The sequence below is a fragment of the Pseudonocardia nantongensis genome (assembly GCF_046546495.1).
GTDB classification, from domain to species: domain Bacteria; phylum Actinomycetota; class Actinomycetes; order Mycobacteriales; family Pseudonocardiaceae; genus Pseudonocardia; species Pseudonocardia nantongensis.
Genome location: NZ_JBKGXT010000016.1, coordinates 75,489 through 100,446 on the forward strand (window position 1 = coordinate 75,489; position 24,958 = coordinate 100,446).

The following is a 24,958-nucleotide window of genomic DNA, read 5'->3' on the forward strand; positions in this document are numbered from 1 at the left end:
CTCCTGTATCGAGTGTCCATAAAAAGATAACAGCGATACAGGGCCGCTGTCGACCGGCCCCGTTACCGCGGGCCCCGTCGGGGGACCGTCACCGCGCCTGGCCGAAGATGAGCCCGGCCGAGCGCGCCGGCTACCTGCGGGCGATCGGCGAGGCCGTCCGCGAGCGCTCCGACGACATCACCCGGATCTGGCCGCGGGAGTCGGGCATCCTGCACGGCGTCGCGCAGGCCATGATCGGCGGCATCCCGGACGCCTACGCCTACTACGCCGACCTGGCCGACACCTTCGTGTTCGAGGAGCCCGCCACGCTGACCGCGGGCGGCAAGCACGGCATGATCAGCCGCGAGCCGGTGGGCGTCGTCGGCGCGATCATCCCGTGGAACGCGCCGATGTCGCTGATCGCCTACAAGCTCGCCCCGGCCCTGCTCGCCGGCTGCACCGTGGTGCTCAAGGGCTCGCCCGAGGCGCCCGGCGCCCCGTACGTCATGGCCGAGATCGCCGAGCAGATCGGCCTCCCGCCGGGCGTGCTGAACGTGCTCACCGCGGACCGCGAGGTCTCCGAGTCGCTGGTCCGCGACCCGCGGGTCGACAAGATCGCCTTCACCGGCTCGACGGCGGCCGGCCGCCGGATCGCCTCGATCATGGGGGAGCGCATCGGCCGCTACACCCTCGAGCTCGGCGGCAAGTCGGCCGCGGTCATCCTCGACGACATGGACATCGGCGAGGCCGCCGCGAGCCTGTCCGGGGCGGAGTGCTTCCTCTCCGGCATCGGCCGCGAGGGTGGCGTCGACGGCCTGCTGCCCTACCTGGAGAACAAGACCATGATCTTCGAGGAGAAGCCCTCGACCTACCCCGGCTGACCCGGAATCGCGCCGAGATGCAGCTCAGCGGGCATTGGACATCGACATTTCCCGCTGAGCCGCATCTCGGTGAGTGCGGCTGCCGGGTGTGGGGCGTGGCGGCTCAGCGCCCGGTCGCGCCGATCAACCGTTCCTCGGCGTCCGCCCCGGGCCCGACCTCCGGGAACCGGGTGAGGAAGTACAGCCCGGCCAGCCACCAGCCGCCGACGATGATCCATTCCGGGAGGCCGAGCGCGGCCGGCATACCGGGCAGGTAGAGCGTCAGCAGCACCAGGCTCGCGACGACGGCGACGGTCCCGACGACCGGACCTGCGCTCACCCGGAACGGCCGGTCCAGGCCCGGCTCGCGGCGGCGCAGCACCAGGAACGTGACCGCGACGAGCGCGTACGCCATGGTGATCGTGATGCCGCCGGCGTCCACCAGCCAGGTGAGCATGTTGTCGCCGAACAGCGGGGCCAGCACCGACAGCCCGCCGATGAACAGGACCGCGTGCGAGGGCGTCCGGTAGCGCGGGTGCACCGCCGCGAACCAGCGCGGCAGCATCCCGGACACCGCCATCGCGTACACCAGCCGGCTCGCCCCGATCAGGAACGCGTTCCAGCTGGTCAGGATGCCGGCGATGCCGCCGAGTACCAGCAGGGTGCCGAAGGCGGGGTGTCCCCAGAGCGCCGCCATGCCGTCGGCGGCGGCGAGCTGGGTGCCGGCGAGCGCGTCGTCGTCGAGGGCGAACCCGGTGCCGACCACGATCACCACGTAGAACGCGACCGCCATCAGCACCGACACGACCAGCAACCGTCCGATGTGGCGGAACGGGAGTTTGATCTCCTCCGCCGACTGCGGGATCACGTCGAACCCGACGAACAGGAACGGCACCGCGACGAGCACCCCGACCATCCCGGCCGCCCCGCCGGTGAACCACGGCTGCGCGGTCTCGGCGCTGCCGCCGGCGAACGTCCCGGTGAGCATCACGAGCGCGACCGCCACCAGGAAGGCGACCGCGATCGTCTGGGCGACCGCGGCCGGACGGATCCCGATGTAGTTCAGCCCGGTGACCACGACGGCGCCGACGATCCCGACCAGCGCCCAGGTGGCGTACACGTCGTACCCGGCTATCGTCCACAGCAGACCGGCCTGCAGGTCCGGGAACAGGTACAGCGCGGTCTCCGGCAACGCGACGGCCTCGAACGCGACCACCGACAGGTAGCCGAGCACCATCGCCCACGAGGTGACGAACGCCCACCGGGCGCCCAACCCCCGCAGCACGTAGTGGTGCTCGCCGCCGGCCTTCGGCATGGCCGAGACCAGCTCGGCGTAGACCAGCCCCACGACGGCCATCACCGCGCCGCCGATGACGAACGCGAGTGCCGCGCCCGCGGTGCCGGCACCGGACACCCACTCCCCCGCGAGCACCACCCAGCCGAAGCCGATCATCGCGCCGAAGCCGATGGCGAGCACGTCCGCCCGGCCGAGTACCCGCACGAACGTCTGGTCGTCCTGTCGCGTCACACGCGGCATTCCACCCGATCGGGAGTGGGGCGTCGAGACCCTTCCGGCAACGTCCCTCAGGACCGGGCCGAGGCCAGGTCCAGTGCGATGTCGACGATCATGTCCTCCTGCCCGCCGACCAGGCCGCGGCGGCCGACCTCGACGAGGATGTCGCGGGTGTCGAGGTCGTAGCGCTGCGCGGCCCGCTCGGCGTGCCGCAGGAAGCTGGAGTAGACGCCCGCGAACCCGAGGGTCAGCGTCTCCCGGTCCACCCGGACCGGCCGGTCCTGCAGCGGGCGCACCAGGTCGTCGGCGGCGTCCTGCAGCGCGAACAGGTCGCAGCCGTGCTTCCAGCCGTGCAGTTCGGCGACCGCGACGAACGCCTCGAGCGGTGTGTTGCCGGCTCCGGCACCGTGCCCGGCCAGCGACGCGTCGACCCGGGTGACGCCCTCCTCGACGGCGATCACGGAGTTCGCCACCGACAGCGACAGGTTCTCATGGGCGTGGATCCCGATCTGCGTGCCCGGGTCGAGCACGTCGCGGTAGGCGCGCACCCGGTCCCGGACACCGGACATGGTCAGCCGGCCGCCGGAGTCGGTGACGTAGACGCAGCACGCCCCGGCCTCCTCCATGATCTTCGCCTGTTTCGCCAGGTCCGCGGCGGGCGCCATGTGCGACATCATCAGGAAGCCGGAGACGTCCATGCCCAGCTCGCGAGCGCGGGCGATGTGCTGGGCCGCGATGTCGGCCTCGGTGGCGTGCGTGGCCACCCGGACCGAGCGGACGCCGAGGTCGTAGGCCTTCTTCAGGTCACCCACGGTGCCGATGCCGGGCAGCAGCAGCGTGGTGAGCACCGCGTTCTCGACGACCTCGGCGGCCGCGGCGAGCCACTCCCAGTCGGTGTTGCTGCCCGGCCCGTAGGTCAGGCTCGCCCCGGCGAGGCCGTCACCGTGCGAGACCTCGATCGCGGCGACGCCGGCCGCGTCCAGCGCGGCGGCGATCCGCCGCAGGTCGGCCGGGTCGAGCCGGTGCCGGATGGCGTGCATGCCGTCGCGCAGCGTGACGTCCTGGACGTAGAGCTCGGTCATGCCGGCACCTCCGCTCGATCGGCGGCCACCAGCTGCTCCGCGGTGCGCAGCGCAGCCGAGGTCATGATGTCGAGGTTGCCCGCGTAGGCGGGCAGGTAGTGCGCGGCGCCCTCGACCTCCAGGAAGACCTGGACCCGCAGCGCGGGGCGCGGGGAACCGGCCGGGACGAGCGTGTCGAGCGACTCCCCGCCGGCAACCCGATCGGCGACCGGATCGATCTGCACCTCCTGCTTGAGCCGGTAACCGGGCACGTAGCGGGCGACCTCGGCGACCATCGCCGCGACGCTGTCCCGGATCGCGGCCGGGTCGGCGTCGTCGGCCAGGCAGAGCACGGTGTCCCGCATGATCATCGGCGGCTCGGCCGGGTTCAGGACGATGATCGCCTTGCCGCGCTCCGCGCCGCCGACCTGCTCGATCGCCGACGAGGTGGTCTCGGTGAACTCGTCGATGTTGGCCCGGGTGCCCGGGCCTGCCGACCTCGAGGCGATCGAGGCGACGATCTCGGCGTAGCGGACCGGGGCGACCCGGCCGACGGCGGCGACCATCGGGATCGTGGCCTGGCCGCCGCAGGTGACCATGTTGACGTTGCGGGCGCCGGCGTGCGCGTCCAGGTTCACCGGCGGGACGACGAACGGGCCGATCGCGGCCGGGGTCAGGTCGATCAGGATCTTGCCGTGCGGCGTCAGCTTCTCGGCGTTCGCGACGTGCGCGCCGGCCGAGGTCGCGTCGAACACGACGTCGATCTCGCCGAAGTTCGGTAGCCCGATCAGCCCGTCGACGCCGTCGGCGGTGGCGGCGATGCCGAGTCGCTCGGCCCGGGCCAGCCCGTCGGAGGCCGGGTCGATGCCGACCATCGCCCCCACCTCGAGAACGTCCGACAGCCGGATCACCTTCATCATCAGGTCGGATCCGATGTTGCCGGAGCCGATGATCGCGACCTTGGTCTTGTTGCTCATGCGCCACCTCCGGTGAAGCTCGCGCGTACCTCGCCCAGCCCGGAGAGGACGGCGGTGAAGGAGCTGCCGGGGGCGACCGGCGTCATCGGGCCGAGGGCACCGGAGAGGATCACCTCGCCGGCCCGCAGCGGATCGCCGTACTCGCGGGCGGTGCGGGCCAGCCAGACCAGCGCGGCGACCGGGTCGCCGAGGCAGGCGGCTCCGGTGCCGGCGGCGAGCTCCCCGCCGTCGGCGCCGGTCAGGGTCATCGCGACCTCGCGCAGGTCGGTGTCACCCAGCTCGGTGGAGGTGTCGCCCAGCACGTAGAGACCGCTGGAGGCGTTGTCGGCGATGGTGTCGACGATCGTGATGTCCCAGCCGGCGACCCGGCTGTCGACGATCTCCAGCGCGGGCAGGACCTGCGCGACGGCGGCGCGGGCGCTGCGCTCGTCGATCTCGTCGTGGTCGAGGTCGACGCCGAGCACGAACGCGATCTCGGCCTCGATCCGCGGCTGCAGCAGCCGTCCGATGTCGATCGGGGCGTGCTGGTCGCAGGCCATGTCGTCGAACAGCACCCCGAAGTCGGGCTGGTCGACGCCGAGCTGGGCCTGCACGGCCGGCGAGGTCAGGCCGATCTTGCGGCCGGCCACGGTGCGGCCTGCGTCGAGCCGGGCCCTCGTGAGCAGGGACTGCACCGCGTAGCCGGTCGCGACGGTCCCGTCCGGGAGGAGCGTGCGCACCGCGTCGGTGGTCGTGGAGGTGGTCATGGCTCGACGGTCCCGCACCGGATGCGAGACGATGGCATCGTGCGTTCCACCGTGCGAAACGCTCCTCCTTCGATGCTGGGACGGGCACTCGACCTGCTCGTGGCGTTCCGGGCCGGCGAGCCGGGGGTGTCGCTGGCCGAGCTGTCGCGGCGCAGCGGCGTCGCGAAGCCGACCGCGCTGCGACTGCTGCGCGAGCTCGCCGACCGGTCGATGGTGGAACGCACCGCGAACGGGTACCGGCTGGGACTGCGGCTGTTCGAGCTGGGGCAGGTCGTGCCCCGGCAGCGGGATCTGCAGGAGTCCGCCACGCCGATCCTGGCCGACCTGCACGAGGCCACCCGGGAGACCGTGCACCTGGCCGTCCCGGATGGCGCCGACGTCGTCTACCTGCAGAAACTCGCCGTCGCCGGGAGCCAGCGGCTCCCGTCCCGGCTCGGCGGCCGGATGCCGGCGCACTGCACCGGGGTCGGCAAGGTGCTGCTGGCGTTCGGCCCGCCCGGGCTGCTGGAGGCGACGCTGGAGCGCGGCCTCGTGCGGTGCACGCCGCGGTCGGTCACCGCCCCTGGGCTGCTGCGGGAGCGGCTCGCGGAGATCCGCGAGCGCGGCTATGCCCAGGAGTACGAGGAGTCGGCCCCCGGCGTCGCCTGCGTCGCCGCTCCGGTGCTCGGGCCGGACGGGACGGCCGTGGCCGCGATCTCCATCACCGGGTGGTCGAACCGGTTCGCCCCCGCCCGGATCGTGCCGGCGGTCCGGACCGCGGCGCTGGGGTTGTCCCGGATCGTGGGTGGGGCGTCCGGCATCAGGCCGCCGGCACCCCCGCGGCGAGCCGGTCGACGACCTCGGTGAGCAGGTCGACGCCGGCGCAGGCGTCGGCGTCGTGGGTGAGCTCGCCCTCGTTGTGGCTGATCCCCTCGACGCTGGGGACGAACAGCATCACCGTCGGGACCCGGCCGTTCATGTTCACCGAGTCGTGCCCCGCGATGGTCATGATCTCCCGGTGGGACAGGCCCAGCCCGGTGGCGCACCCGCGGGCCAGCTCGATCCCCGCCGCCGGGAACGGGCGCACGCCCCAGTGGTGTGCGCCGGCCACCGCGATCCGCACCCGGGCGAGCCGCTCGATCTCCGGGATCCGCTCGTGCAGCATCGCGTTCGCACGCTCGAGCACCGTCTCGTCCGGCGAGCGCAGGTCCAGGTGCAGCCGCGCCTCGCGGGCGACCGTCACCGGGCTGTTCGGCTCGACGGTCAGCTGCGACACCGACGTATGCAACGGCGTGTCCGGTGTGGACAGCGCGTCGGAGATCTCCCGAGCCAGCACGGTGAGGTGCGCGGCACCGAGCAGCGCGTCGCGGCGGTCGGTCATGACCGTCGAGCCGGTGTGGCTCTGCTCGCCCTCGACGGTGAGGAAGTACTTGTGCGCCGACCAGGTCGCGCACACCAGGCCGATCGCGTGGCCGCCGTCCTCCAGGACCCGGCCCTGTTCGATGTGGATCTCGGCGTAGGCCGCGACGTCGTCGAGCACCGGCGCGCCGCCGCCGGGCCGGCCGAGCTCGGCGAGCCGGTCCCCCAGCCGGACGCCGCGCAGGTCGCGGGTGTCCAGGGCGGTGTCCGCGTCGAGCAGGCCGGTGAACACCGAGCTGCCCATCATGCTCGGGGTGAAGCGCGAGCCCTCCTCGTTGAACCAGTTGACGACGCCGAGGTTGTAGCGCGGTGCGGTACCGGCCTGCCGCGACCGTGCGGCGACCCGCTGCGCGGCGTGCACCGCGGCCAGGACGCCGTACGCACCGTCGTAGCGGCCGCCGAACGGCTGGCTGTCCAGGTGCGAGCCGACGAGCACGTAGGGCGCCCCCGGGACGGCGTCGAGCAACCCGAACTGGTTGCCGACCCGGTCGGCGCAGACCCGGAACCCGCGTGCGGTGAGCAGCTCGCCGAACCAGGCGCGTTGCGCGGCGTCGGCGTCGGAGGCGGCCTCGCGGTGGACGCCACCCCGGTCGGTGGCCCCGAACCCGGACAGGGTCGCGAAGTCGTCCAGGAAGGCGGCGTGCCGCTCGGTCGGGGCGGTGTCGGTCATCCGGCGCTCCTCGTCGGTCGCGGACGGGCACGGGTGGCCCCCTCGGGTCATCCATCCGACCACGACCGGCCCCGGGTGTCAGGTACCCGGACGCCGCGCGATCCCGGGGCCGGACTGTGCGTCGGCACAACGTCCGGAGTTGTGCAGACGCCTACTGCCACCGGGTCAAGTCGGTGCACAGCGCGGTTCCGTGACGCCGGTCTCGTCGCCGATGCTGTGCGCACGGCAGCACCAGCACGGCACCACACCCGGACCGAGGAGAGACGATGAGCGAGAGGTCCGGCCCCGCCGGGGTCGCGACGGTGACCGACGCCGAGGCCAGGAAGGTGGCCTTCGGCGCGTTCGTGGGCACCGCGCTCGAGTGGTACGACTTCTTCCTCTACGGCACCGCAGCCTCGCTGGTGTTCAACCGGCTCTTCTTCGCGACCGGCGATCCCCTGGTCGCCACCCTGGCCGCGTTCGCGTCGTTCGCCGTCGGGTTCGCCGCCCGCCCGCTCGGTGCGGTGATCTTCGGTCACCTGGGCGACCGGATCGGGCGCAAGCGGTGCCTGATCATCACGGTGACGCTGATCGGCGCCGTCACCGCGCTGATCGGCCTGCTGCCGGACTACTTCGCGATCGGGGTCGCCGCGCCGATCCTGCTGACGCTGCTCCGGCTGCTGCAGGGCGTCGCCGTCGGCGGCGAGTGGGGCGGTGCGGTCACCCTCGCCGTCGAGCACGCTCCGCCGGAGCGGCGCGGCCGCTACGCCGCGATGCCGCAGATCGGTTCCCCGATCGGCACGCTGCTGTCCTCCGGCGCGTTCCTGGCCGTCTCGACCCTGCCTCCGGAGGCGTTCGACTCGTGGGGATGGCGACTGCCGTTCCTCGCCGCGTTCCCGCTGCTCGGTGTCGCGCTGTGGCTGCGCCGCCGGCTCGAGGAGTCCCCGCTGTTCGCCCAGCTGCTCGAGGAGGACGAGCGCGCCTCGTCCCCGGTCCGCCAGGTCCTCGCCACCGCCTGGCCGCAGCTGCTGGTCGGCGCCGGCACCGCGCTGCTCGGCGTCGGTGGCTTCTATCTGATCACCACCTTCGTGATCAGCTACGGCACCAGCACCCTCGGCATGCCGCGCTGGCTGCTGCTGACCGCGACGCTGGTCGCCGCCGCGGTGGAGATCCTCGTGCTGATCCTGGGCGGCCGGCTCGCCGAGCGCTACGGACCCGCCCGGGTCACCGTGGCCGGCGCGGCCGGGTCGGCGCTGGTGGCGTTCCCGGCGTTCTGGATGATCGACACGACCGCCGCGCTCGCGGTCGTCACCGGCGTGACCGTGGTGACCGCGCTGCTCTCGGTGCCCTACGCCGTGTCCGGCGCGCTGCTCACCGAGCTGTTCCCACCGCACCTGCGCTACAGCGGCGTCGCGCTCTCGGCGAACATCGCCGGCGTCGCCAGCGGGTTCGTGCCGCTGGCCGCGACCGCACTGCTCGCGCTCGGCGGCGGCAGCTCGGTGCTGCCGACCCTGTTGCTGGTCGGGATCTCCCTGGTGACCGGCGGGTGCGGGCTGGCGGCGCCGCGGCTGTTCGCCGGCCGGGACAGGGTGACGACGGCGGGGGCGACGACGGCCTGAGCCACCCCACCCGGCACGACCGGTCCGGCGGTCAGCGACGGCCCGGGGAGGGCACGTCGGAGCAGGCGAGCGCGAGCAGCAGCACCGTCGCCTGGTCCGGCACGGTCACGTCCCGCCCGGTGAGCTCGGTGCACCGCCGCAGCCGGTTGAGCACGGTGTTGCGGTGGCACCAGAGTTCCCGGGCGACCGCGGTGACCGATCCGGTGCGGGCCCAGGCCCGGACGGTGTCCAGCAGCCGGTCGCGCTCGGCCGGTGCCAGCGTGCCCAGCCCGCCGAGCACCGAGGACACCAGTTCCGGTCCGATCCCCCGCGCACCGGAGAGCCCGGCGGCCGCGACCGGCAACCACGCGTCGTACGGGTCGACCGGCCCGGTCAGGTCGGGCAGCGCGTCCACCGCCCGGAGCGCGGTCCGCGCGCTCGCCGGCACAGTCGGCACGCCGTGTGCCGGGGGCCCCAGCACGCACGGGACGGTGTCCAGCAGCCCGCCAAGGCCGGAGCGCAGCGCGCGGATCCCGGCGGGCCCCTGCTCCGCCGCCGCCCCCGTCCAGCGGGCCAGCAGCACGGCGTGCCGGGCCAACGCCTGGACGTGGACCGGGCGGCCCTGAGCGGCGAGGGTGGCCGCGGCCCGGTGCAGCTGCCCACCGGCCGACGCCGGAGCGACGACCACCAGCAGGTCGTCGTCGACGTCGACGGCGAGCGCCCGCGCGACCCGGGCGACCTCGTCCGGGCCGGGGTCTGGCAGGACGTCGTCGGGGCCGTCGACCCGGTCGAGCAGCGCCGCGACCAGCATCGACCGCTCGCCCCGGCGCTCGCGGGCGATCAGCGCACCCTCGTCCTGGTAGGCGACCTGGACCTGCAGCGCGTGCTCCTCCACCGCCGCCCACACCCGGTCGACCCGCTCCACCAGCAGCGGGCCGTCACCGGTGCCTGCCTGCTCGCGCAGGGCGTCCCAGACGATCCGGAAGTTCAGTCGGACCGCGGTGAGCAGGTCGTTGAGCGGGACACCGCGGTGTGCCCGGTCCCGGCCGATCTCGGTTCCGATCTCCGCCAGCCGGGCCGGCACCGGGGTGTCGCCGATCCGCCGGAGCAGGTAGTCGAAGGTGCGGGTCGCGTCGTCCTCCATCCGCTCGGTGGGGACGAGGCCACGCGCGTACGGCGGCACCAGGCGGACCCGGGCCAGGAACGCCCGGAAGAGGGCGTCGGAGTCCCCGCGCAGCCGGGTGACCAGCTCCTCCCAGCGGGCGTCGGCCGGCTCCCCGGCGACCGGGCCCTCGTCGGCCCGGCCCTCCGTGCTGTGCATGTGCACACAGTAGTGCGGTCAGTCCGTGATCGGCTCCACGCCGCACCACTCGGCGACGAACAACGCGACGGCGGTCGTGATCCGCCGGACCGACTCGACGTCCACCCGCTCGTCGATGCCGTGGATGGCTTCCGAGACCGGCCCGTAGACCAGGCATGGGAAGCCCCCGTAGAGGGTGAACACGCGCCCGTCCAGGTAGCCGGGGGTGGTGAAGGACTCCAGCTCGCTGCCGAACACGCGCTCGTGCGAGCGGGCCAGCACGGCCTCCGCGTCCGACCCCTCCTCCAGCACGTACCCCTCGGCGAAGAAGCCGGACGGGGTGGCGACGACGGCGTCCGGCAGGTCGATCGCCGCGGCAGACCTGGCCAGCGTCTGCTGGATCTCGGCCCACGCGTCGGCGGCGGAGGTCCCCGGGTACAGCGCCGCGCGGACGGTGAAGGTGCACTGCGCCGGGACGCTGGAGGGCCAGTCGCCGCCGTGGATCATGCCGACGTTGAAGTTGATCGGGTGGTCGGTGCCGGAGAAGTACGGGTGCTCGTCCTTGCGCCGGTTCCACTCCGCCTCGAGCGCGCGCAGGTCGCCCATCACCCTGTACGCGGCGTCGATGGCGTTCTGCCCGCTGCCCATCTCCCTCAGGTGGGTGGGGACGCCGCGGACGGTCACGTCGAACCACAGCACACCGACGTTGGCCCGGACGAGCTTGTCGTCCTCCGGCTCGGGGATCACGCAGGCGTCGGCGGTGTAGCCGCGCAGCAGCGCGGCCAGCGAGCCGTTGCCGGTGCACTCCTCCTCGACGACCGACTGGACGTGGATCCGCCCGGTCGGCCGCAGCCCGGCGGTGCGCAGCGCGCCGAGCGCGAACACGTTCGCACCGATGCCGGCCTTCATGTCGGCGCTGCCCCGCCCGTACATCCACCCGTCGACGACCTCGGCGTCCCACGGGGACCGGCTCCAGTACTCACCCGGCCCGGTCGGGACGACGTCGACGTGCCCGTTGAGGATCAGCGAGCGACCCCGCTCGACCAATGGGGTCCAGGTGCCGACGACGTTCTCCAGGACGGCCGGGTCGACGGGGGTCGGGCCGTACCCCACGTGCGCCCGCAGCTCCGGCGAGTCGATCCGCCAGCGGTCGATCTCCAGCCCGGCCTCGGAGAATGCAGCCTCGAGGATGTCCTGCGCGTCGGCCTCGCCGGCCCGCAGGCTCGGGCGGCGGACCAGCTCGGCGGTCCAGGCGAGCTGGTCGGTGAAGCGCTCGTTCACCGCCGCGATGATGCGCTCGGTGATCTCCGGGTCGAGCATGAAGACCGTCCTCCGTCCCTGGTCTGCCGACGAGCTGCGCGTACGCCGTCCACGGTCGCGTCGCGGTGGGGCGGCGACAAGTGAGGCGCACACAGAGTTGTCGCCGTCCGCGGTGTGCAGATCCACAGCCGGACGGGATCCCTACTGCAGGCCGACCCGCAAGGGAAGCGACCCCCACATCCGCATCGTGTTGTTGAGCTTCCGGCACGGTTCACCCGCCAGCTCGATCGTGCGGACCCGCCGGACGAGCGCGTGCAGCACCGCCTCGGCCTCGAGCCGCGCGACGTGCTGGCCGACGCACTGGTGCAGCCCCATCCCGAACCCGACGTGCCCCGAGGGGTCGCGGCCGAGGTCGAACGCGTCGGCGTCGGGTCCCCACCGGCGCGGGTCCCGGTTGGCAGAGCCCAGGAACATGAGGACCTTGTGTCCGTCCGGGATACGGGTCCCGGCCAGCTCGACCTCGCGGGTGGTGGTGCGGAAGAAGGTCTGCACCGGGGACTCCCAGCGGACGGCCTCGTCGAAGGCCGCCCGTGCCAGCTCCGGACGGTCCCGCAGCCGTGTCCACTGGTCCGGGTGGGTCGCGAACGCGTGCAGCGCCGCCGCCAGGCCGTTGACGGTCGTGTCGACGCCGGCCGACAGCAGCGAGCGCACGACCAGCGGGGCCTGGTCGGGGGTGATCTCGCCGCGGTCCGCGGCGGCCCAGATGTCCGCGCCGAACCCCGCCGGTGCCAGCGCCTCCCGCTCGCACTGCGCGTTCACCCAGCCCGACAGCTCCCCCATCCGCGGCATGCCCTCGGCGACCAGGTCGTTGTGCGGCCCGAACGCGTTGAACAGCAGGTTCCCGTAGGGCAGCAGGTTCTCCCGGCCCTCGGCGCCGAGACCGACGGCGTCCGGGAACACCCGTAGCGGGAAGGTCTCGGCGAGGGCGGCGACAGCGTCGAACTCGGTGGTCCGGTCGAGCACCTCGTCCACGAGCCGCTCGGCGTCGGCGATCCACCGTTCCCGCAGCCGCCGCAGCGCGCGCGGACCGAGGATCGTCGACAGCACCCGGCGCGGCGCGTCGTGGTGCGGCGGGTCGGCCTCGAGCAGCAGCGACGGTGGCCGCCACGGCTTCTCGGTCCGGAAGTTCGACAGGCCGACGCCGGCGCCGGACTGGAATGCCTGCCAGTCGGCGAGCGCGTCGTGCACCTGCTCGTGGCGTCCGAGGGCGAACACGTCGTACCGGCTCAGGTACACCACCGGGCCGGCGTCGCGCAGCCGGGCGTGGAACGGGATCGGGTCGGAGAGGATCTCGGGACCGAACGGGTCGGCCTCGTCGACCGGGGCGCCGGTCTGGGCGGCGAGGGTCATGGCGGGCTCCGGAAGTTCGACGGGTCAGAGGTCCAGCACGAGGCGGTCCCCGCGAGAGCGGGAGACACAGAGGTACATGCAGTCCCCGGCGGCGCGTTCCTCGTCGTCGAGGAGCGAGTCGCGGTGGTCCGGCTCGCCGGCCAGGACGGTCGTCTCGCAGGTGCCGCAGGTGCCCTGCCGGCACGACGAGAGCACGTCGACGCCGGCGTCGGCCACGGCCTCGAGGACGGAGCGGTGCGGCGGGACCGGGACGGTCACGCCCCGGCGGGCCAGCTCGACCTCGAAGACGGTGTCGCGGGCCGGGGCGGCCGCCTCCTGCGCCACGAACCGCTCGGTGCGCACGGTGTGCGCCGGCCATCGCTTCGACGCGGCGGCGAGGGCGGTGAGCAGCGCGGGCGGCCCGCACGCGTAGATGCGGGTACCGGCCTCCGGCTCGCCGAGGAAGCCGTCGAGATCGAGCAGCCCGTGCTCGTCCTGGGGCAGGATCCGCACCCGGTCCCCGTGGCGCGCCGGCTCGTCGGCGAACGCCATCGAGGCCCGGGTCCGGCCGCCGTAGAGCAGCCGCCAGTCGGCGCCGACGAGCGCCGCCTGGTAGATCATCGGCAGCAGCGGGGTGATCCCGATCCCGCCGGCCACGAACAGGTAGCGTCGCGCGGGCACGAGCGGGAAGTTGTTGCGTGGACCGCCGATCCCGACGACGTCGCCGACCGCCAGGTGGTCGTGCACCCAGGCCGAGCCGCCGCACCCGTCCGGCTCGCGCAGCACGCCGACCCGGTAGCGGTGGGCGTCCCACCGGTCCCCGCACAGCGAGTACTGGCGGGTCAGGCCGTTCGGGAGCACGAGGTCGACGTGCGCGCCGGGCGTCCAGTCCGGCAACCGCCGCCCGTCCGGGTCGACCAGCTCCAGCGACACGACGCCGGACGCCTCCTCGGTCCGCGCGGCGACACGGACCGCACGGGCCCGGCCCTGCGGATCGTCGATACGGCTCACGACACTGGTCACCGCACCTCCCGGCACTGGGTCCACGCCAGGATGTGGATCGGGCGAGCCGAACAGAACGGCACTCTCGCTCAATGAGAGTCGGATGTCCGCGCGGTGTGCGCGCGGGCGATGCCGTGCGCGGCCGCCCGCAGGGCCGCGACGACGCCGCCGGCCCGGCCGTCGTTCGGCAGCACCGCCCCGAGGGCGGCGACGACCGTGCCGTGCCGGTCCCGGACCGGCGTCGCGGCCCCGGTCGCCTCGGGATGGATGTGTCCCTCGGTGATCACCACGCCGTCGCGGCGGACCCGCGCCAGCAACGAGCGCAGCTCGCGGGGATCGGTCACGGTGGCCGGGGTGAGCCGCTCGAGCGGCGAGGCGAGCACACGTTCCTGCAGGTCATGACTGCCGTGCGCGAGCAACACCAGTCCCGACGACGACGCGTGCAATGGCAGCCGGCCCGCGATCCGCGTGAAGTTGACGACCGAGCCCGGCGCCGACAGCCGCTCCAGGAAGATCACTTCGGTGCCGTCGAGCACGCCGAGCTGGACGTGATGCCCGATCGCGGCGTGCAGGTCCTCCAGGAACGGCATCGCCGCCTCGCGCAGCGACAGCGTCGGCGACGCGCGCTGCCCCAGCTCCCACAACCGCATGCCGACCCCTACCCGCCCCGACGGGAGGCGGCTGAGCAGGCCCAGCTCGACGAGCTGGGCGACCAGGCGCGACGTCGTCGCGATGTGCAGGCCGGTCAGCCGCGCGATCTCCGCGACGCCGGCCTCGGCCCGGTCGGGTTCGAAGACCGCGAGGATGCGAACCGCCCGGGTGAGCACCGCTTCCCCGGATGCCCGTGCCATGACGCCGATTCTGCCGCTTCGACCGCGTCCGGGCGCCGCTCACCGGGGCACCCGGACGCCGGCCGACCACACCGGGGCGGACCGGGCAGGGCAGGACGACGAGCGACCAGGTCCCCTCGACCACCCGTAGGGTCGGTGCACGACGAGGTGAGGGGCGAGGCATGGCGATCGACGTCGAGCGGGACGGTCCCGTCCCCGCCCGGCGCGGCCGCCCGTCCGGCCCGACCGGGTCGGTGGTCGCCCGCGCCCTGCGGATGCTCGACGCGTTCGGCCCCGGCCGTCCGGCCCTGTCGCTGAGCGACCTGGCCCGGCACGCGGGCGTGCCGCTGTCCACCGCGCACCGGCTGGTCGCCGAGCTGACCGGTTGGGGCGCCCTGGAGCGCGACGAGACCGGCCGTTACCGGATCGGGCTCCGGATGTGGGAGCTCGGCGCGCTCGCCCCGCGCGGGCACGCGCTGCGCGAGATCGCGCTGCCGTTCCTCGAGGACCTCTCGCACGTCACCCGGGAGAACGTGCAGCTCGCCGTACGCGAGGGCGGTGAGCTGGTCTTCCTCGAGCGCCTCGCCGGGTCCGGTGCGGTCCCGGTGCTCACCCGGGTCGGCAGCCGGTTCGCGCTCACCGCGACCGGGGTCGGCCTCGTCCTGCTCGCGCACGCCGCGGCGGAGTTGCAGGAGGAGGTGCTCGCGGCCCCCGTCGACCGGTACAGCCGGTTCACCGTCACCGATCCGGCCCGGCTGCGCCGGATGCTCGCCGACGTCCGCCGGGACGGGTACTCGGTCAGCGACCGTCAGGTCACCGAGGACGCGCTGTCGGTCGGCGCCCCGGTGCACGGCGCCCGCGGCCGGGTCGTGGCCGCGGTCTCGCTCGTCGTGCGGCACGGCAGCGCGGCCCCGCGGGCGCTCGCCCCGCTGGTGCGCACCACCGCCCGCGGGATCAGCCGGGCACTCGGCTCCTGACCTCAGGCTTCCATTTTCCGGAAGTCGGGCTTCGTCCCACCCCGGACGGACCGCATGCTCGGTCCGACCGCGGCGCCCCACCACGACCGGCGCGCGGTGTCCCGACGCACGAGGACAACGGAGTTCCGCCATGCGCCATCCCTTCGGAGCGGGGTCGTGAGCACCCCGAGCCGCCGCCTCCTCGACGACGCCCCGATGTCCCGCTTCCAGTGGGGCGCGGTCGCCGTGTGCGTGCTGCTGAACATGCTGGACGGCTTCGACGTCCTGGTCATGGCCTTCACCAGTCGCGCCGTCTCCACCGAGTGGAACCTGTCGGGCGCCGAGCTCGGCCTGCTGCTCTCGGCCGGGTTGATCGGCATGGCAGCCGGCTCGATCGTCATCGGGCCGTGGGCCGACCGGATCGGCCGCCGCCCGGTCGTGCTCGGCTGCCTCGCCCTGGCCGGGACGGCCATGGTGCTGTCCGCCCTCAGCCAGTCCCCCGGCCAGCTCGGCGCCCTGCGCGTGGTCACCGGGCTGGGCGTCGGCGGAATCCTGGCCACCAGCAACGTCGTCGCCGCCGAGTACGCCTCGGCACGCTGGCGCGGCCTCGCGGTCAGCCTCAACTCGACCGGGTACGCGCTCGGAGCCACCCTCGGTGGCCTCCTCGCCGTGCTGCTGGTCGACCAGTTCGGCTGGCGCTCGGTGTTCGGAGTCGGCGGCCTCGCGACGCTCGCCACGATCCCCGTGGTCTGGTGGCGGCTGCCCGAGTCGATCGACTACCTCCTCGTCCGCCGCCCGGCCGGGGCGCTGGAGCGGGTGAACGCCCTGCTGTCGCGGATGGGGCATGCCGCGCGGGAGACGCTGCCCGCCGCGCCACCGGCCACGTCCGGGGTCGCCTCCGGCTACCGCGAGCTGCTGCGGCCCGCGCTGCGCCGCACCACGCTGCTGCTCTGGGTGGCGTTCTTCTGCGTCATGGCCGGGTTCTACTTCGTCACCAGCTGGACGCCGACGCTGCTGGTCGAGGCCGGGTTGTCGCCCGACGCCGGCATCGCGGGCGGCACGCTGCTCAACGTCGGCGGGATCTTCGGCGCCGCCGCGCTCGGGCTGCTCGCCGCCCGGTTCGCACTGCGCCGGGTCCTCGCCGCGTACATGGTGGCGACCGCGCTGCTGCTAGGTGCCTTCATCGCGTCGACGTCGTCGCTCGCCCTGGCCTTCTGCGTGGCCGCGGTGATCGGGCTGTTCGTCAACGGCTGCGTGGCCGGGCTCTACGCGCTGACCCCGCAGGCGTACGGCCCGGACGTGCGCACCACCGGGGTCGGGACGGCGCTGGCCATCGGGCGTGCCGGGGCGATCCTCGCCCCCACGCTGGCCGGGACGCTGCTCGACGCCGGGACCACCCCGCAGGCCCTCTACCTGGTTTTCGGCGCCGTGTTCGTCGGCGCCGCCGTCCTGATCCTCCTGCTCCGGCCGGGCCACACCACCACGGCCGCGCCGGTCCGTTCCGAAGGAGCCACCCCGTGAGCACCGCCATCCCCCGCGACCAGTGGTACGTCGCCGCCTACACCACCGAGGTCGGTCGCGAGCTGTTCTCCCGCACGATCGGCGGCGAGTCGATCCTGTTCTGGCGCACCGAGGCCGGCCAGGTCACCGCGCACGCCGACCGCTGTGTGCATCGCCGGTTCCCGCTGTCGCAGGCCCCCAGCCGGCTGGTCGGCGACACCGTGGTCTGCGGCTACCACGGCTTCACCTACGGCGCCGACGGGAAGTGCGTGGCCGTGCCCGGCCAGACCCGGGTGCCCCGCACCGCCCGGCTCGCGCCGTACCCGGTCGTCGAGCAGGATTCGCTGATCTGGGTCTGGGTCGGCGACCCGCAGCGCGCCGACCCGGCCCGCATCCCGCGGGCGTCCTACCTGGACTCCCCTGGCTGGACGACGGTGCGCGGCAGGGAACCGCTGGCCGCCCGGTTCTCGCTGCTGGTCGACAACCTGCTCGACCTGTCCCACGAGACCTACCTGCACGGCGGCTACATCGGTACACCGGAGGTCGCCGCCACCCCGATCTCCACCGAGGTCGACGACGACGCCGGCGTCGTCTACGTCTCCCGGCACATGGACGACGCCGAGTGCCCGCCGTTCTACGTCCGTTCGACCGGGCTGTCCGGGCGGATCGCCCGCTGGCAGGACATCGAGTACACCCCGCCGTGCCTGTACAAGCTGCACTCCCGGATCGCGCCGGTCGGCTCGGTGCCGCACCCGGACGGGAGCGACCCGGACGCGTTCCACGTCGAGGTCGTCTACGCGATCACTCCGGAGACCGAGCACTCCACGCACGACTTCTGGATGGTCGCCCGTGACTTCGCTCTCGACGACGAGGAGGTCACGGCGTTCCTGGCCGAGAACAACCGCACCGTCGTGCTCCAGGACGTCGAGGCGCTCGACGTCCTGGAAAGGGTGATCGCGACCGAGCCGGAGGGCTATCAGGAACTGTCGGTGAACATCGACACCGGCGGGCTCGCGGCGCGGCGGATGCTGGCTCGGATGGTCGACGAGGCGCCGCACGACGCCACCGCCGCAGCCCGGTGAGCGCCATCCCGGAGGCGCCGCCGGTGCTGCGCGGCGAACGGGTGCACCGCATCCACTGGGTCCTCGGCACCGACCTGCAGCGCGCCGTGTGCCACTGCGGCGCCGAGCAGATCTTCGACGACCCGGTGGAGCTGTGGGAGTGGCTGCTCGGCCACCCGGACGGCCACCGGCCCGTCGCCGTCCCGACCCGTCCGGAACCCGCGCTCGCCGGGTCTCGCGCAAGGAGCATGTGATGACCGAGACCGAGCTGGACCTCGTCGTCGAGAGGAAGGAGCCGGCCGCCGACGGTGTCGCCCTGCTGACGCTGCGCCGCGCCGACGGGGTGGACCTCCCGGAGTGGGAGCCGGGCGCGCACGTCGACCTGCTGCTCGACGGCAGGCCGGTGCCCGACGGCGGGTCGGTCCGGCAGTACTCGCTGTGTGGCGACCCCGCCGAGCGGTCCGTCTGGCGGATCGCGGTGCTGCGCGAGCCGGAGGGCCGCGGCGGGTCCGCGCACGTGCACGACGTGCTCGCCGAGGGCGCCCCCGTCCGGGCGCGCGGCCCGCGCAACCACTTCCCGCTGGTCCCCGCGCCGAGCTACCTGTTCGTCGCGGGGGGAATCGGGATCACGCCGATTGTGCCGATGCTGGCCGCGGCCGAGGCCGCCGGTGCGGACTGGCGGCTGGTCCACGGCGGCCGGACCCGGTCGTCGATGGCGTTCGCCGACCTCGCCGAGCGCCACCCGGGGCGGGTCGAGCTGCGGCCGCAGGACGAGGCCGGGCTGCTCGACCTCCCCGGGATCCTCGCGGGGGCGAGCTCCGTCTACTGCTGCGGGCCCGAGCCGCTGCTCGCGGCGATGGAGCGGGAATGCGCGGAGCGGCCGGACGTGACGCTGCACGTCGAGCGGTTCGCGCCGAAGGCAGGCGCCGACGACGTCCCACAAGATGCCTTCGAGGTGTCGCTGGCTGGGTCCGGCCGGGTGGTCGCGGTACCCGCCGGCCGGTCGGTGCTCGACGCCCTCGACGACGCCGGGGTGAGCGTGCTGTCCTCCTGCCGGGAGGGCACCTGCGGGACCTGCGAGACCGGGGTGCTGGAGGGCGTCCCGGACCACCGCGACTCGCTGCTCACTGAGGAGGAGCGGGCGGCTTGCGACACGATGATGCTCTGCGTGTCGCGGTCCCGGACGCCGCGGCTGGTGCTCGATCTGTGACACCGACCTGCTCGCCATGGACCGGACTGCACGACGAGCTCGATCAGCCGGTCGGGGAGCAACGCCGACGCGCGGCTCCTGCCGGTGCTCGGCCATCGGCCAGTCGTGGCCGGCCGCCGAGGCCGTCCGGACCGGACGGGCCCGGGGAGCTGCTCCGGTTCGGGCGGTTCCTCAGTGAGCTGTGGGACGTCTACCTGGGCTTCCGGTAGGCGTCAGGGCACATCAGGATCGCAGCGGAATTGCGTCGCGTCCAAGACCAGTCGATGCACTCAGCGAGACTTGATCGGGGATAATCAGACCCGGCCGTCATCGAGGAGGGTGAGAGTGGAACTGCGACATCTGGCCGGATTCGTCGCGGTGGCCGAGGAACTCCACTTCGGCCGTGCCGCCGCACGGCTGCACATGTCGCAGTCCCCGCTGAGCCAGCAGATCCGGCTGCTGGAGCGCGATCTCGGGGTCGAGTTGTTCGAGCGGAGCACCCGCTCGGTGCAGCTCACGGCGGTCGGCCACATGTTCCTCGAACCCGCGCGAGAGGTGCTGGCTTCTGCCTCGGTGGCCCGCCGGGCGGCGCGGGCCGGGGGCCGGGGCGAGATCGGTCGCGTCGCGCTGGGCTTCGCCGGCGCGAGCAGCGCGGTCACCCTTCCGCTGCTGACCCGGGCCGTCGCTGCCGAGCTCCCCGGCATCGAGGTGGCCCTGCACGGGCCGCACTTCTCCGCCGAGACGGTGAGCCGGATCGCCGAGGGCGCCCTGGACCTGGGGTTTGCCACGGTGAGCAACCCACGAGGGCTGAACACCCGGCTGGTGCGCCGGGACCCGCTGCTGCTCGCCGTGTCCGACGTGCATCCGCTCGCCGAACGGAGCTCGGTCGCACTCGGCGAGCTCGCCGGCGAGCACTTCGTCGCCTTCCCCGCCACGCGCGGCTCCGAGGTGCGCGCGCTGTCGGTGCGCTCGTGCCTGGAGGCCGGGTTCAGTCCCGCGATCGTGCAGGAGGCACCGGACTCGTTCAGCCTGCTCTCCATGGTGGGAGCGGGAGTCGGTGTGGCCCTGGTCGTCGAGGCGGCGCGTTCGATCCGGCTCGACCATGTGGTGTTCGTGCCGCTCGAGGGCCCGCCCCCGGTCCTGCCGGCGTGTCTGGTGTGGCGTCAGATCGACGAGTCCGCCGTGCTGCGGGCGGTGCTCGACGTGGCCGGGCGGGTACTACCGACTCCAGAGTGAGTCGTGATGCAGCATACCGACCGCGAACATTGGTCTTGGACCGATCCTAATGGTCGGTGTCACGGTTGCCGGGCAGCTCAGAGAGGAGCACGCCCGTGACCGAGTCCCACACCGTCGCCGCGCCCACGCCCGGCTCGACCCGTGACGCCCGGCGCGCCGGTGTCAGCGCGTTCGCCGGCACCACGCTCGAGTGGTTCGACTTCTACATCTACGGCTCCGCCGCCGCCCTGGTCTTCGGGAAGGTGTTCTTCTCCGGTGCCCCCGCGGCGATCGGCACGCTCGCCGCCTTCGGGACGTTCTGGGTCGGCTTCCTGGCCCGCCCTCTCGGTGGCCTGATCTTCGGACACTTCGGCGACAAGTACGGTCGCAAGTCCGCCCTGGTCGTCACCTTGACGATGATGGGCGTCGCCACGGTCGCCATCGGGCTCCTGCCCGGCTACGCCCAGATCGGTGTACTGGCCCCGATCCTGCTCGTGGTGCTGCGGATGGTGCAGGGCGTCGCCGTCGGTGGCGAGTGGGGCGGCGCGGTGCTGATCGCCACCGAGTACGCGCCACCGGGCAAGAAGCTGCTCTACGGTGCCTTCGCACAGCAGGGATCGCCGGTGGGCAACCTGCTCGCGACGCTGGCCTTCCTCGCGGTCGCGCAACTTCCCGACGCCGCCTTCACCGGGTGGGGATGGCGGATCCCGTTCCTGGCCTCGGCGCTACTGATGATCGTGGGGCTGTTCATCCGCCTGCGGCTGGGCGAGACGCCCGAGATGGTGCGGCACCTGGAGCAGAAGAAGGACGCCGGACTGCCGGCCAAGGTCGTCCTGACCCGGTACCCCGGGCTGGTGGCGCTGGGCACCCTCGCCTGCGTCGCCGGTGTGGCGCTGACCTACGTGAAGAGCACCTTCGTGCTCTCCTGGGCCACCGCGGGCGACGCGCCGCTGTTCGACCGCACGACCTTCCTGACCATCGTCGCGATCTCGCTGGCCGTCCAGGTCATCGGCCAGCCCTTCGGCGCCGTCCTGGGCAGCCGGCTCGACCTGCGCCGCGCGGTGTACTGGATGCTGCTGCCCGAGATCGTGTTCCTGCCGCTGCTGTTCGTGCTGGTCCTCACCGGTTCGTTCTGGTGGGCGGTGATCGGCATGGCCCTGGCCACCCTGCCGCACGCGATGTACTACGCGGTCATGGCCGGGATGCTGTCCGCGGCCTTCCCGACCGAGGTCCGCTACACCGGGATCTCGTTGTCCTACCAGCTCTGCGCCACGATCTTCTCCGGCACCGCGCCGTTCGTCTGCCAGCTGCTGCTCACCACGACCGGCAGCATCTGGTCGGTCGTCGTCCTCGGCCTGGTCTACGTGGCGATCACCCTGGCGGCCGTCGTCCCGCTGCTGCGCCGGATCACCGCCGCCGAACAGAACCCGACCACCGCCGCGCCCGCGGCGGCGCGCTGACCCTCGGAGGCCACCCGTGAACTTCGCCGATCTCGATCCCGCGCTGCGTCCGCTGCTGGACCGCTACCTGCCCCCGGACGACCGCGCCCGCATCGAACCCGTGCTCGCCGAGCTCGGCGGGCTCGTCGCCGGCGAGCTGGACCGCCTCGCCGCCGCGGCCGAGACCAACCCGCCCACCCTGCGGACCCACTCCCCCGCGGGCGACCGCATCGACGAGGTCGACTTCCACCCCGCCTACGAGGCACTGGTCGAGGCCGGGTTCTGCCGGTTCGGGCTGGCAGCGCTGTCCCACGGCGGTGTGTTGGGCTGGTCCGACCCGGCCCCGCACGTGGTCAAGTACGCGCTGACGTACCTGTTCTCCCAGGCGGAGTACGGCCTCGGCTGCCCGATCAACATGACCGACTCCGCCGCGCGCGTGCTGGAGATGTTCGACCCCGAGACCTTCCGCCCCGAGATCGAGGCGCTGACCTCCACCGACCCGGACACCCACGCCACCGGCGCGATGTTCATGACCGAGATCGACGGCGGGACCGACCTCGCGCAGACCGCGACCGTGGCCACCCACCACGGCGACCACTGGACCCTCGACGGGCGCAAGTGGTTCTGCTCCAACGTCACCGCCGACGTCATCCTCACCCTCGCCCGGGTCCCCGGGCAGGGGGAGGGCACCCGCGGCCTCGGCATGTTCCTGCTACCCAGGTACCGGCCCGACGGCACCCGCAACAGCTACCGGATCGACCGGCTCAAGAACAAGCTCGGCACCCACTCCATGGCCAGCGGCGAGGTCACCCTGCTCGATGCCGAGGCCCGCCCGATCGGCGACCTGACCCGCGGCGTCCAACAGATGCTCGAGATGGTCAACCACTCCCGCCTGGCCAACGTCATGCGCTCCACCGCCCTCATGCGCCGCGCCGTGCACGAAGCGGTCACCCACGCGCGGCAACGTGTCGTGTTCGGCACGACCCTGTTCGACCAGCCACTCATGCGGCGCACCCTGCTCGGCCTGCAGCTCGAGACCGAAGCCGCGCTCGGCGTCGTGCTGGAGATCGGCGACCAGCTCGCGCGCGGCGACGACGGGGACGAGCACGCCGCGATCGCCGCCCGCGTGCTCACCCCGATGGCCAAGTACTCGGTGTGCAAGCGCAGTCGCTGGGTCACCGCCGAAGCCATGGAGGTCCGTGGCGGCAACGGCTACATCGAGGACTGGATCAACCCGCGCCTGGTCCGCGACGCCCACCTGGGCTCGATCTGGGAAGGCGCCTCCAACGTCGTCGCCCTCGACGTCCTGCGCTGCATGCGACTGCAGCACGCCCACCATGTCCTGGTCGACACCTACCTCGGGCGCCTCGACCCGGTTGCCACTCCGCTCGCCGGCCGACTCGCCCAGCACTGGCAGGCCCTGCGCCGGCGGGGCGACACGCTGCTCGAGGGCGACCGCGAGCGGCAGGAGCTCGCCGTGGGCGACTACACCGAGGCCCTCGCCCAGGCGGTGATGGCGACCCTGCTCGTCGAACAGGCCGCCTGGGAGGCCAAGGACGGTCGGGGGGACCGCAAGCGCCTGGTGGCCGAGGCCTACCTGCAGCGGCTGTTCACTCCCGAGGAGCCCCCGCTGGCCGCCCTCGACGCGCTCGCCTCCATCGTCGACGGCACCACCGCGGAGGTGACCACATGACCGCCGCCCGCGCGCCGCTCGCAGGCATCCGGGTCCTGGACCTGTCCAAGATCCTCGCCGGTCCGTACGTCAGCCAGGCCCTGTCCGACCTGGGTGCCGAGGTGATCAAGATCGAACACCCGGACGGCGGCGACCCCACCCGGAGCTGGGGTCCGCCGTTCCGGGGCCCCGACGCGACCTACAACCTCGCGGTCAACCGCAACAAGCGCTCGCTCGCGCTCGATCTCTCCACGGAGGCCGGTCAGGAGGTCGTCCACCGGCTGCTGATGGACAGCGACGTCGTCCTCGACAACTTCCGGCCCGGGAGCTCGCTGGCCCACGCCTTCCACGGACCCGAGCTGGTGCAGCGGTATCCGCGGCTCGTCGCGCTGCACATCTCCGCCTACGGCGAGACGGGGCCACTGCGCGACGAGCCGGGCTACGACATGGTCGTGCAGGCCGCGGCCGGCCTGATGTCGCTCACCGGCGAACCCGACGGCCCACCGGTCAAGGCCGGTTTCGCCTTCGGCGACCTCGGGGCGGCGATGTGGGGGCTCAGCGGTGTGCTCGCCGCCCTGCTCGAGCGGGAGCGGACCGGGCGCGGTGCCTACGTCGCCACCTCGCTGTACGAGTCCCAGCTGGCCTTCCACGCCGGCTTCGCCACCGGCTACTTCGCCACCGGCCAGAACCCGCCCCGCCTCGGATCCGGTCACCCGAGCCTGGTGCCCTACCAGGCCTATCCGACCGCCGACGGGCACCTGGTCATCGCGGTCGGCAACAACGCGCACTGGCGAGCGCTGTGCGGGGCACTCGACCGCCCCGACCTCGCCGAACACCCGGACTACGCCGACAACGCGGGCCGGGTGGCCCACCGCGACGGCGTCAACCGCGACATCACCGACGAGGTGCGTCCGAAGTCGACGGCCCACTGGCTGGCCGTCCTCAAGGGTGCGGGTGTGCCCTGCGCCCCCGTCCGGACCCTCGCCGAGGTGTACGACTGCCCGCAGACCGCTGCCCTCGGGATGATCGACCAGGTCGAGCACCCCGAGGCAGGGCCGCTGGAGCAGATCGCACTCCCGCTGACCTTCGACGGCGAGCGGCCGGCGCCACGCAGCGCACCGCCGGCCCTCGATCAGCACGGGGCCGACATCCTCGCCGAGCTCGGATACACCGCCGAGGGCGCCGCGGCGGCGCCGACCGGTCGCTGACCCTCGGTTCTTTCGATACCGGGGTCAGGGCCGGCCACCGCGTGGCACAGCGCTTCTCGACCGACACCCGCTGGGGCCCGGGGATCTCGGTAACAGGGGCGCGGACACGCAACCAACGTCATTCGCCGGACGCTCTTGGTTCCACGAAAGAACAGC

The 24,958-nt window shown here is 73.2% G+C and carries 22 protein-coding genes; 12 read left to right on the forward strand and 10 right to left on the reverse strand.

Annotated elements, in window-relative coordinates:
- Window positions 1-35: 35 nt before the first annotated feature.
- Window positions 36-860, forward strand: coding sequence for an aldehyde dehydrogenase family protein (locus ACLFMI_RS18050; protein WP_410949127.1), 825 nt, complete (start codon window positions 36-38; stop codon window positions 858-860).
- A gap of 103 nt (window positions 861-963) precedes the next feature.
- On the opposite strand, the gene ACLFMI_RS18055 is transcribed toward ACLFMI_RS18050, so the two are convergent.
- From ACLFMI_RS18055 to ACLFMI_RS18070, 4 genes are read right to left on the reverse strand one after another with little or no spacing between them, the layout of a single operon-like run.
- Window positions 964-2,367, reverse strand: a complete 1,404-nt coding sequence (locus tag ACLFMI_RS18055) for an APC family permease (RefSeq protein WP_410949050.1) — start codon at window positions 2,365-2,367, stop codon at window positions 964-966.
- Window positions 2,368-2,423: 56 nt separating this feature from the next.
- Window positions 2,424-3,434: a 4-hydroxy-2-oxovalerate aldolase gene (gene dmpG, locus ACLFMI_RS18060; RefSeq protein ID WP_410949051.1), complete on the reverse strand. Its 1,011-nt coding sequence runs from the start codon at window positions 3,432-3,434 to the stop codon at window positions 2,424-2,426.
- Window positions 3,431-4,390 (reverse strand): acetaldehyde dehydrogenase (acetylating), encoded by a 960-nt coding sequence (locus ACLFMI_RS18065; RefSeq protein ID WP_410949052.1) that lies wholly within the window; start codon window positions 4,388-4,390, stop codon window positions 3,431-3,433. The genes dmpG and ACLFMI_RS18065 overlap by 4 nt, the downstream gene beginning before the upstream one ends.
- Entirely contained in the window at window positions 4,387-5,136 is a 750-nt protein-coding gene (locus ACLFMI_RS18070; protein WP_410949053.1) for a 2-keto-4-pentenoate hydratase, read from the reverse strand. The genes ACLFMI_RS18065 and ACLFMI_RS18070 overlap by 4 nt, the downstream gene beginning before the upstream one ends.
- 72 nt (window positions 5,137-5,208) lie before the next feature.
- Between ACLFMI_RS18070 and ACLFMI_RS18075 the strand changes: the two genes are divergently transcribed.
- Window positions 5,209-5,982 carry an IclR family transcriptional regulator gene (locus ACLFMI_RS18075; protein ID WP_410949054.1) on the forward strand — a complete coding sequence of 258 codons (774 nt, stop codon included), beginning with the start codon at window positions 5,209-5,211 and terminating at the stop codon, window positions 5,980-5,982.
- Here ACLFMI_RS18075 and ACLFMI_RS18080 read toward each other — a convergent pair.
- The gene (locus tag ACLFMI_RS18080; protein WP_410949055.1) at window positions 5,936-7,204 is read right to left on the reverse strand and encodes a M20 family metallo-hydrolase; all 1,269 of its coding nucleotides are present in this window, start codon (window positions 7,202-7,204) and stop codon (window positions 5,936-5,938) included. The two genes, ACLFMI_RS18075 and ACLFMI_RS18080, sit on opposite strands and share 47 nt — an antisense overlap.
- 266 nt (window positions 7,205-7,470) lie before the next feature.
- On the opposite strand from ACLFMI_RS18080, the gene ACLFMI_RS18085 reads away from it, so the two are divergent.
- On the forward strand, window positions 7,471-8,802 hold the full coding sequence (locus ACLFMI_RS18085) for an MFS transporter (RefSeq protein ID WP_410949056.1): 1,332 nt from the start codon (window positions 7,471-7,473) through the stop codon (window positions 8,800-8,802).
- Between the two features lie 31 nt (window positions 8,803-8,833).
- Here the strand turns inward: ACLFMI_RS18085 and ACLFMI_RS18090 are convergent, their stop codons facing one another.
- The 5 genes from ACLFMI_RS18090 to ACLFMI_RS18110 form a co-directional block, all read right to left on the reverse strand.
- A complete protein-coding gene (locus tag ACLFMI_RS18090) occupies window positions 8,834-10,102 on the reverse strand; it encodes a PucR family transcriptional regulator (protein ID WP_410949057.1) in 1,269 nt (422 codons plus the stop codon).
- A gap of 18 nt (window positions 10,103-10,120) precedes the next feature.
- Window positions 10,121-11,401 carry an ArgE/DapE family deacylase gene (locus ACLFMI_RS18095; protein WP_410949058.1) on the reverse strand — a complete coding sequence of 427 codons (1,281 nt, stop codon included), beginning with the start codon at window positions 11,399-11,401 and terminating at the stop codon, window positions 10,121-10,123.
- 141 nt (window positions 11,402-11,542) lie between these two features.
- Window positions 11,543-12,751 (reverse strand): cytochrome P450, encoded by a 1,209-nt coding sequence (locus ACLFMI_RS18100; RefSeq protein ID WP_410949059.1) that lies wholly within the window; start codon window positions 12,749-12,751, stop codon window positions 11,543-11,545.
- Window positions 12,752-12,775: 24 nt separating this feature from the next.
- Window positions 12,776-13,753, reverse strand: a complete 978-nt coding sequence (locus tag ACLFMI_RS18105) for a PDR/VanB family oxidoreductase (RefSeq protein WP_458788592.1) — start codon at window positions 13,751-13,753, stop codon at window positions 12,776-12,778.
- Between the two features lie 68 nt (window positions 13,754-13,821).
- Window positions 13,822-14,583: an IclR family transcriptional regulator gene (locus ACLFMI_RS18110; protein WP_410949060.1), complete on the reverse strand. Its 762-nt coding sequence runs from the start codon at window positions 14,581-14,583 to the stop codon at window positions 13,822-13,824.
- Window positions 14,584-14,744: 161 nt separating this feature from the next.
- Here ACLFMI_RS18110 and ACLFMI_RS18115 point away from each other — a divergent pair, with 161 nt between their 5' ends.
- From ACLFMI_RS18115 to ACLFMI_RS18155, 9 genes are all read left to right on the forward strand, one after another.
- A complete protein-coding gene (locus tag ACLFMI_RS18115) occupies window positions 14,745-15,539 on the forward strand; it encodes an IclR family transcriptional regulator (RefSeq protein WP_410949061.1) in 795 nt (264 codons plus the stop codon).
- A gap of 156 nt (window positions 15,540-15,695) precedes the next feature.
- Entirely contained in the window at window positions 15,696-17,039 is a 1,344-nt protein-coding gene (locus ACLFMI_RS18120) for an MFS transporter (protein ID WP_410949062.1), read from the forward strand.
- Complete coding sequence (locus ACLFMI_RS18125) at window positions 17,036-18,100, forward strand: Rieske 2Fe-2S domain-containing protein (protein WP_410949063.1); 1,065 nt, start codon at window positions 17,036-17,038, stop codon at window positions 18,098-18,100. Before ACLFMI_RS18120 ends, ACLFMI_RS18125 begins: the two co-directional genes overlap by 4 nt.
- On the forward strand, window positions 18,097-18,333 hold the full coding sequence (locus ACLFMI_RS18130; RefSeq protein WP_410949064.1) for a hypothetical protein: 237 nt from the start codon (window positions 18,097-18,099) through the stop codon (window positions 18,331-18,333). Before ACLFMI_RS18125 ends, ACLFMI_RS18130 begins: the two co-directional genes overlap by 4 nt.
- Complete coding sequence (locus ACLFMI_RS18135) at window positions 18,333-19,289, forward strand: PDR/VanB family oxidoreductase (protein ID WP_410949065.1); 957 nt, start codon at window positions 18,333-18,335, stop codon at window positions 19,287-19,289. The genes ACLFMI_RS18130 and ACLFMI_RS18135 overlap by 1 nt, the downstream gene beginning before the upstream one ends.
- A 324-nt stretch (window positions 19,290-19,613) precedes the next feature.
- Window positions 19,614-20,504: a LysR substrate-binding domain-containing protein gene (locus ACLFMI_RS18140; RefSeq protein WP_410949066.1), complete on the forward strand. Its 891-nt coding sequence runs from the start codon at window positions 19,614-19,616 to the stop codon at window positions 20,502-20,504.
- 95 nt (window positions 20,505-20,599) lie between these two features.
- Window positions 20,600-21,943: an MFS transporter gene (locus ACLFMI_RS18145; protein WP_410949067.1), complete on the forward strand. Its 1,344-nt coding sequence runs from the start codon at window positions 20,600-20,602 to the stop codon at window positions 21,941-21,943.
- 16 nt (window positions 21,944-21,959) lie between these two features.
- Complete coding sequence (locus ACLFMI_RS18150) at window positions 21,960-23,615, forward strand: acyl-CoA dehydrogenase family protein (protein WP_410949068.1); 1,656 nt, start codon at window positions 21,960-21,962, stop codon at window positions 23,613-23,615.
- Window positions 23,612-24,802 (forward strand): CaiB/BaiF CoA transferase family protein, encoded by a 1,191-nt coding sequence (locus ACLFMI_RS18155; protein ID WP_410949069.1) that lies wholly within the window; start codon window positions 23,612-23,614, stop codon window positions 24,800-24,802. The genes ACLFMI_RS18150 and ACLFMI_RS18155 overlap by 4 nt, the downstream gene beginning before the upstream one ends.
- Window positions 24,803-24,958: the final 156 nt, after the last annotated feature.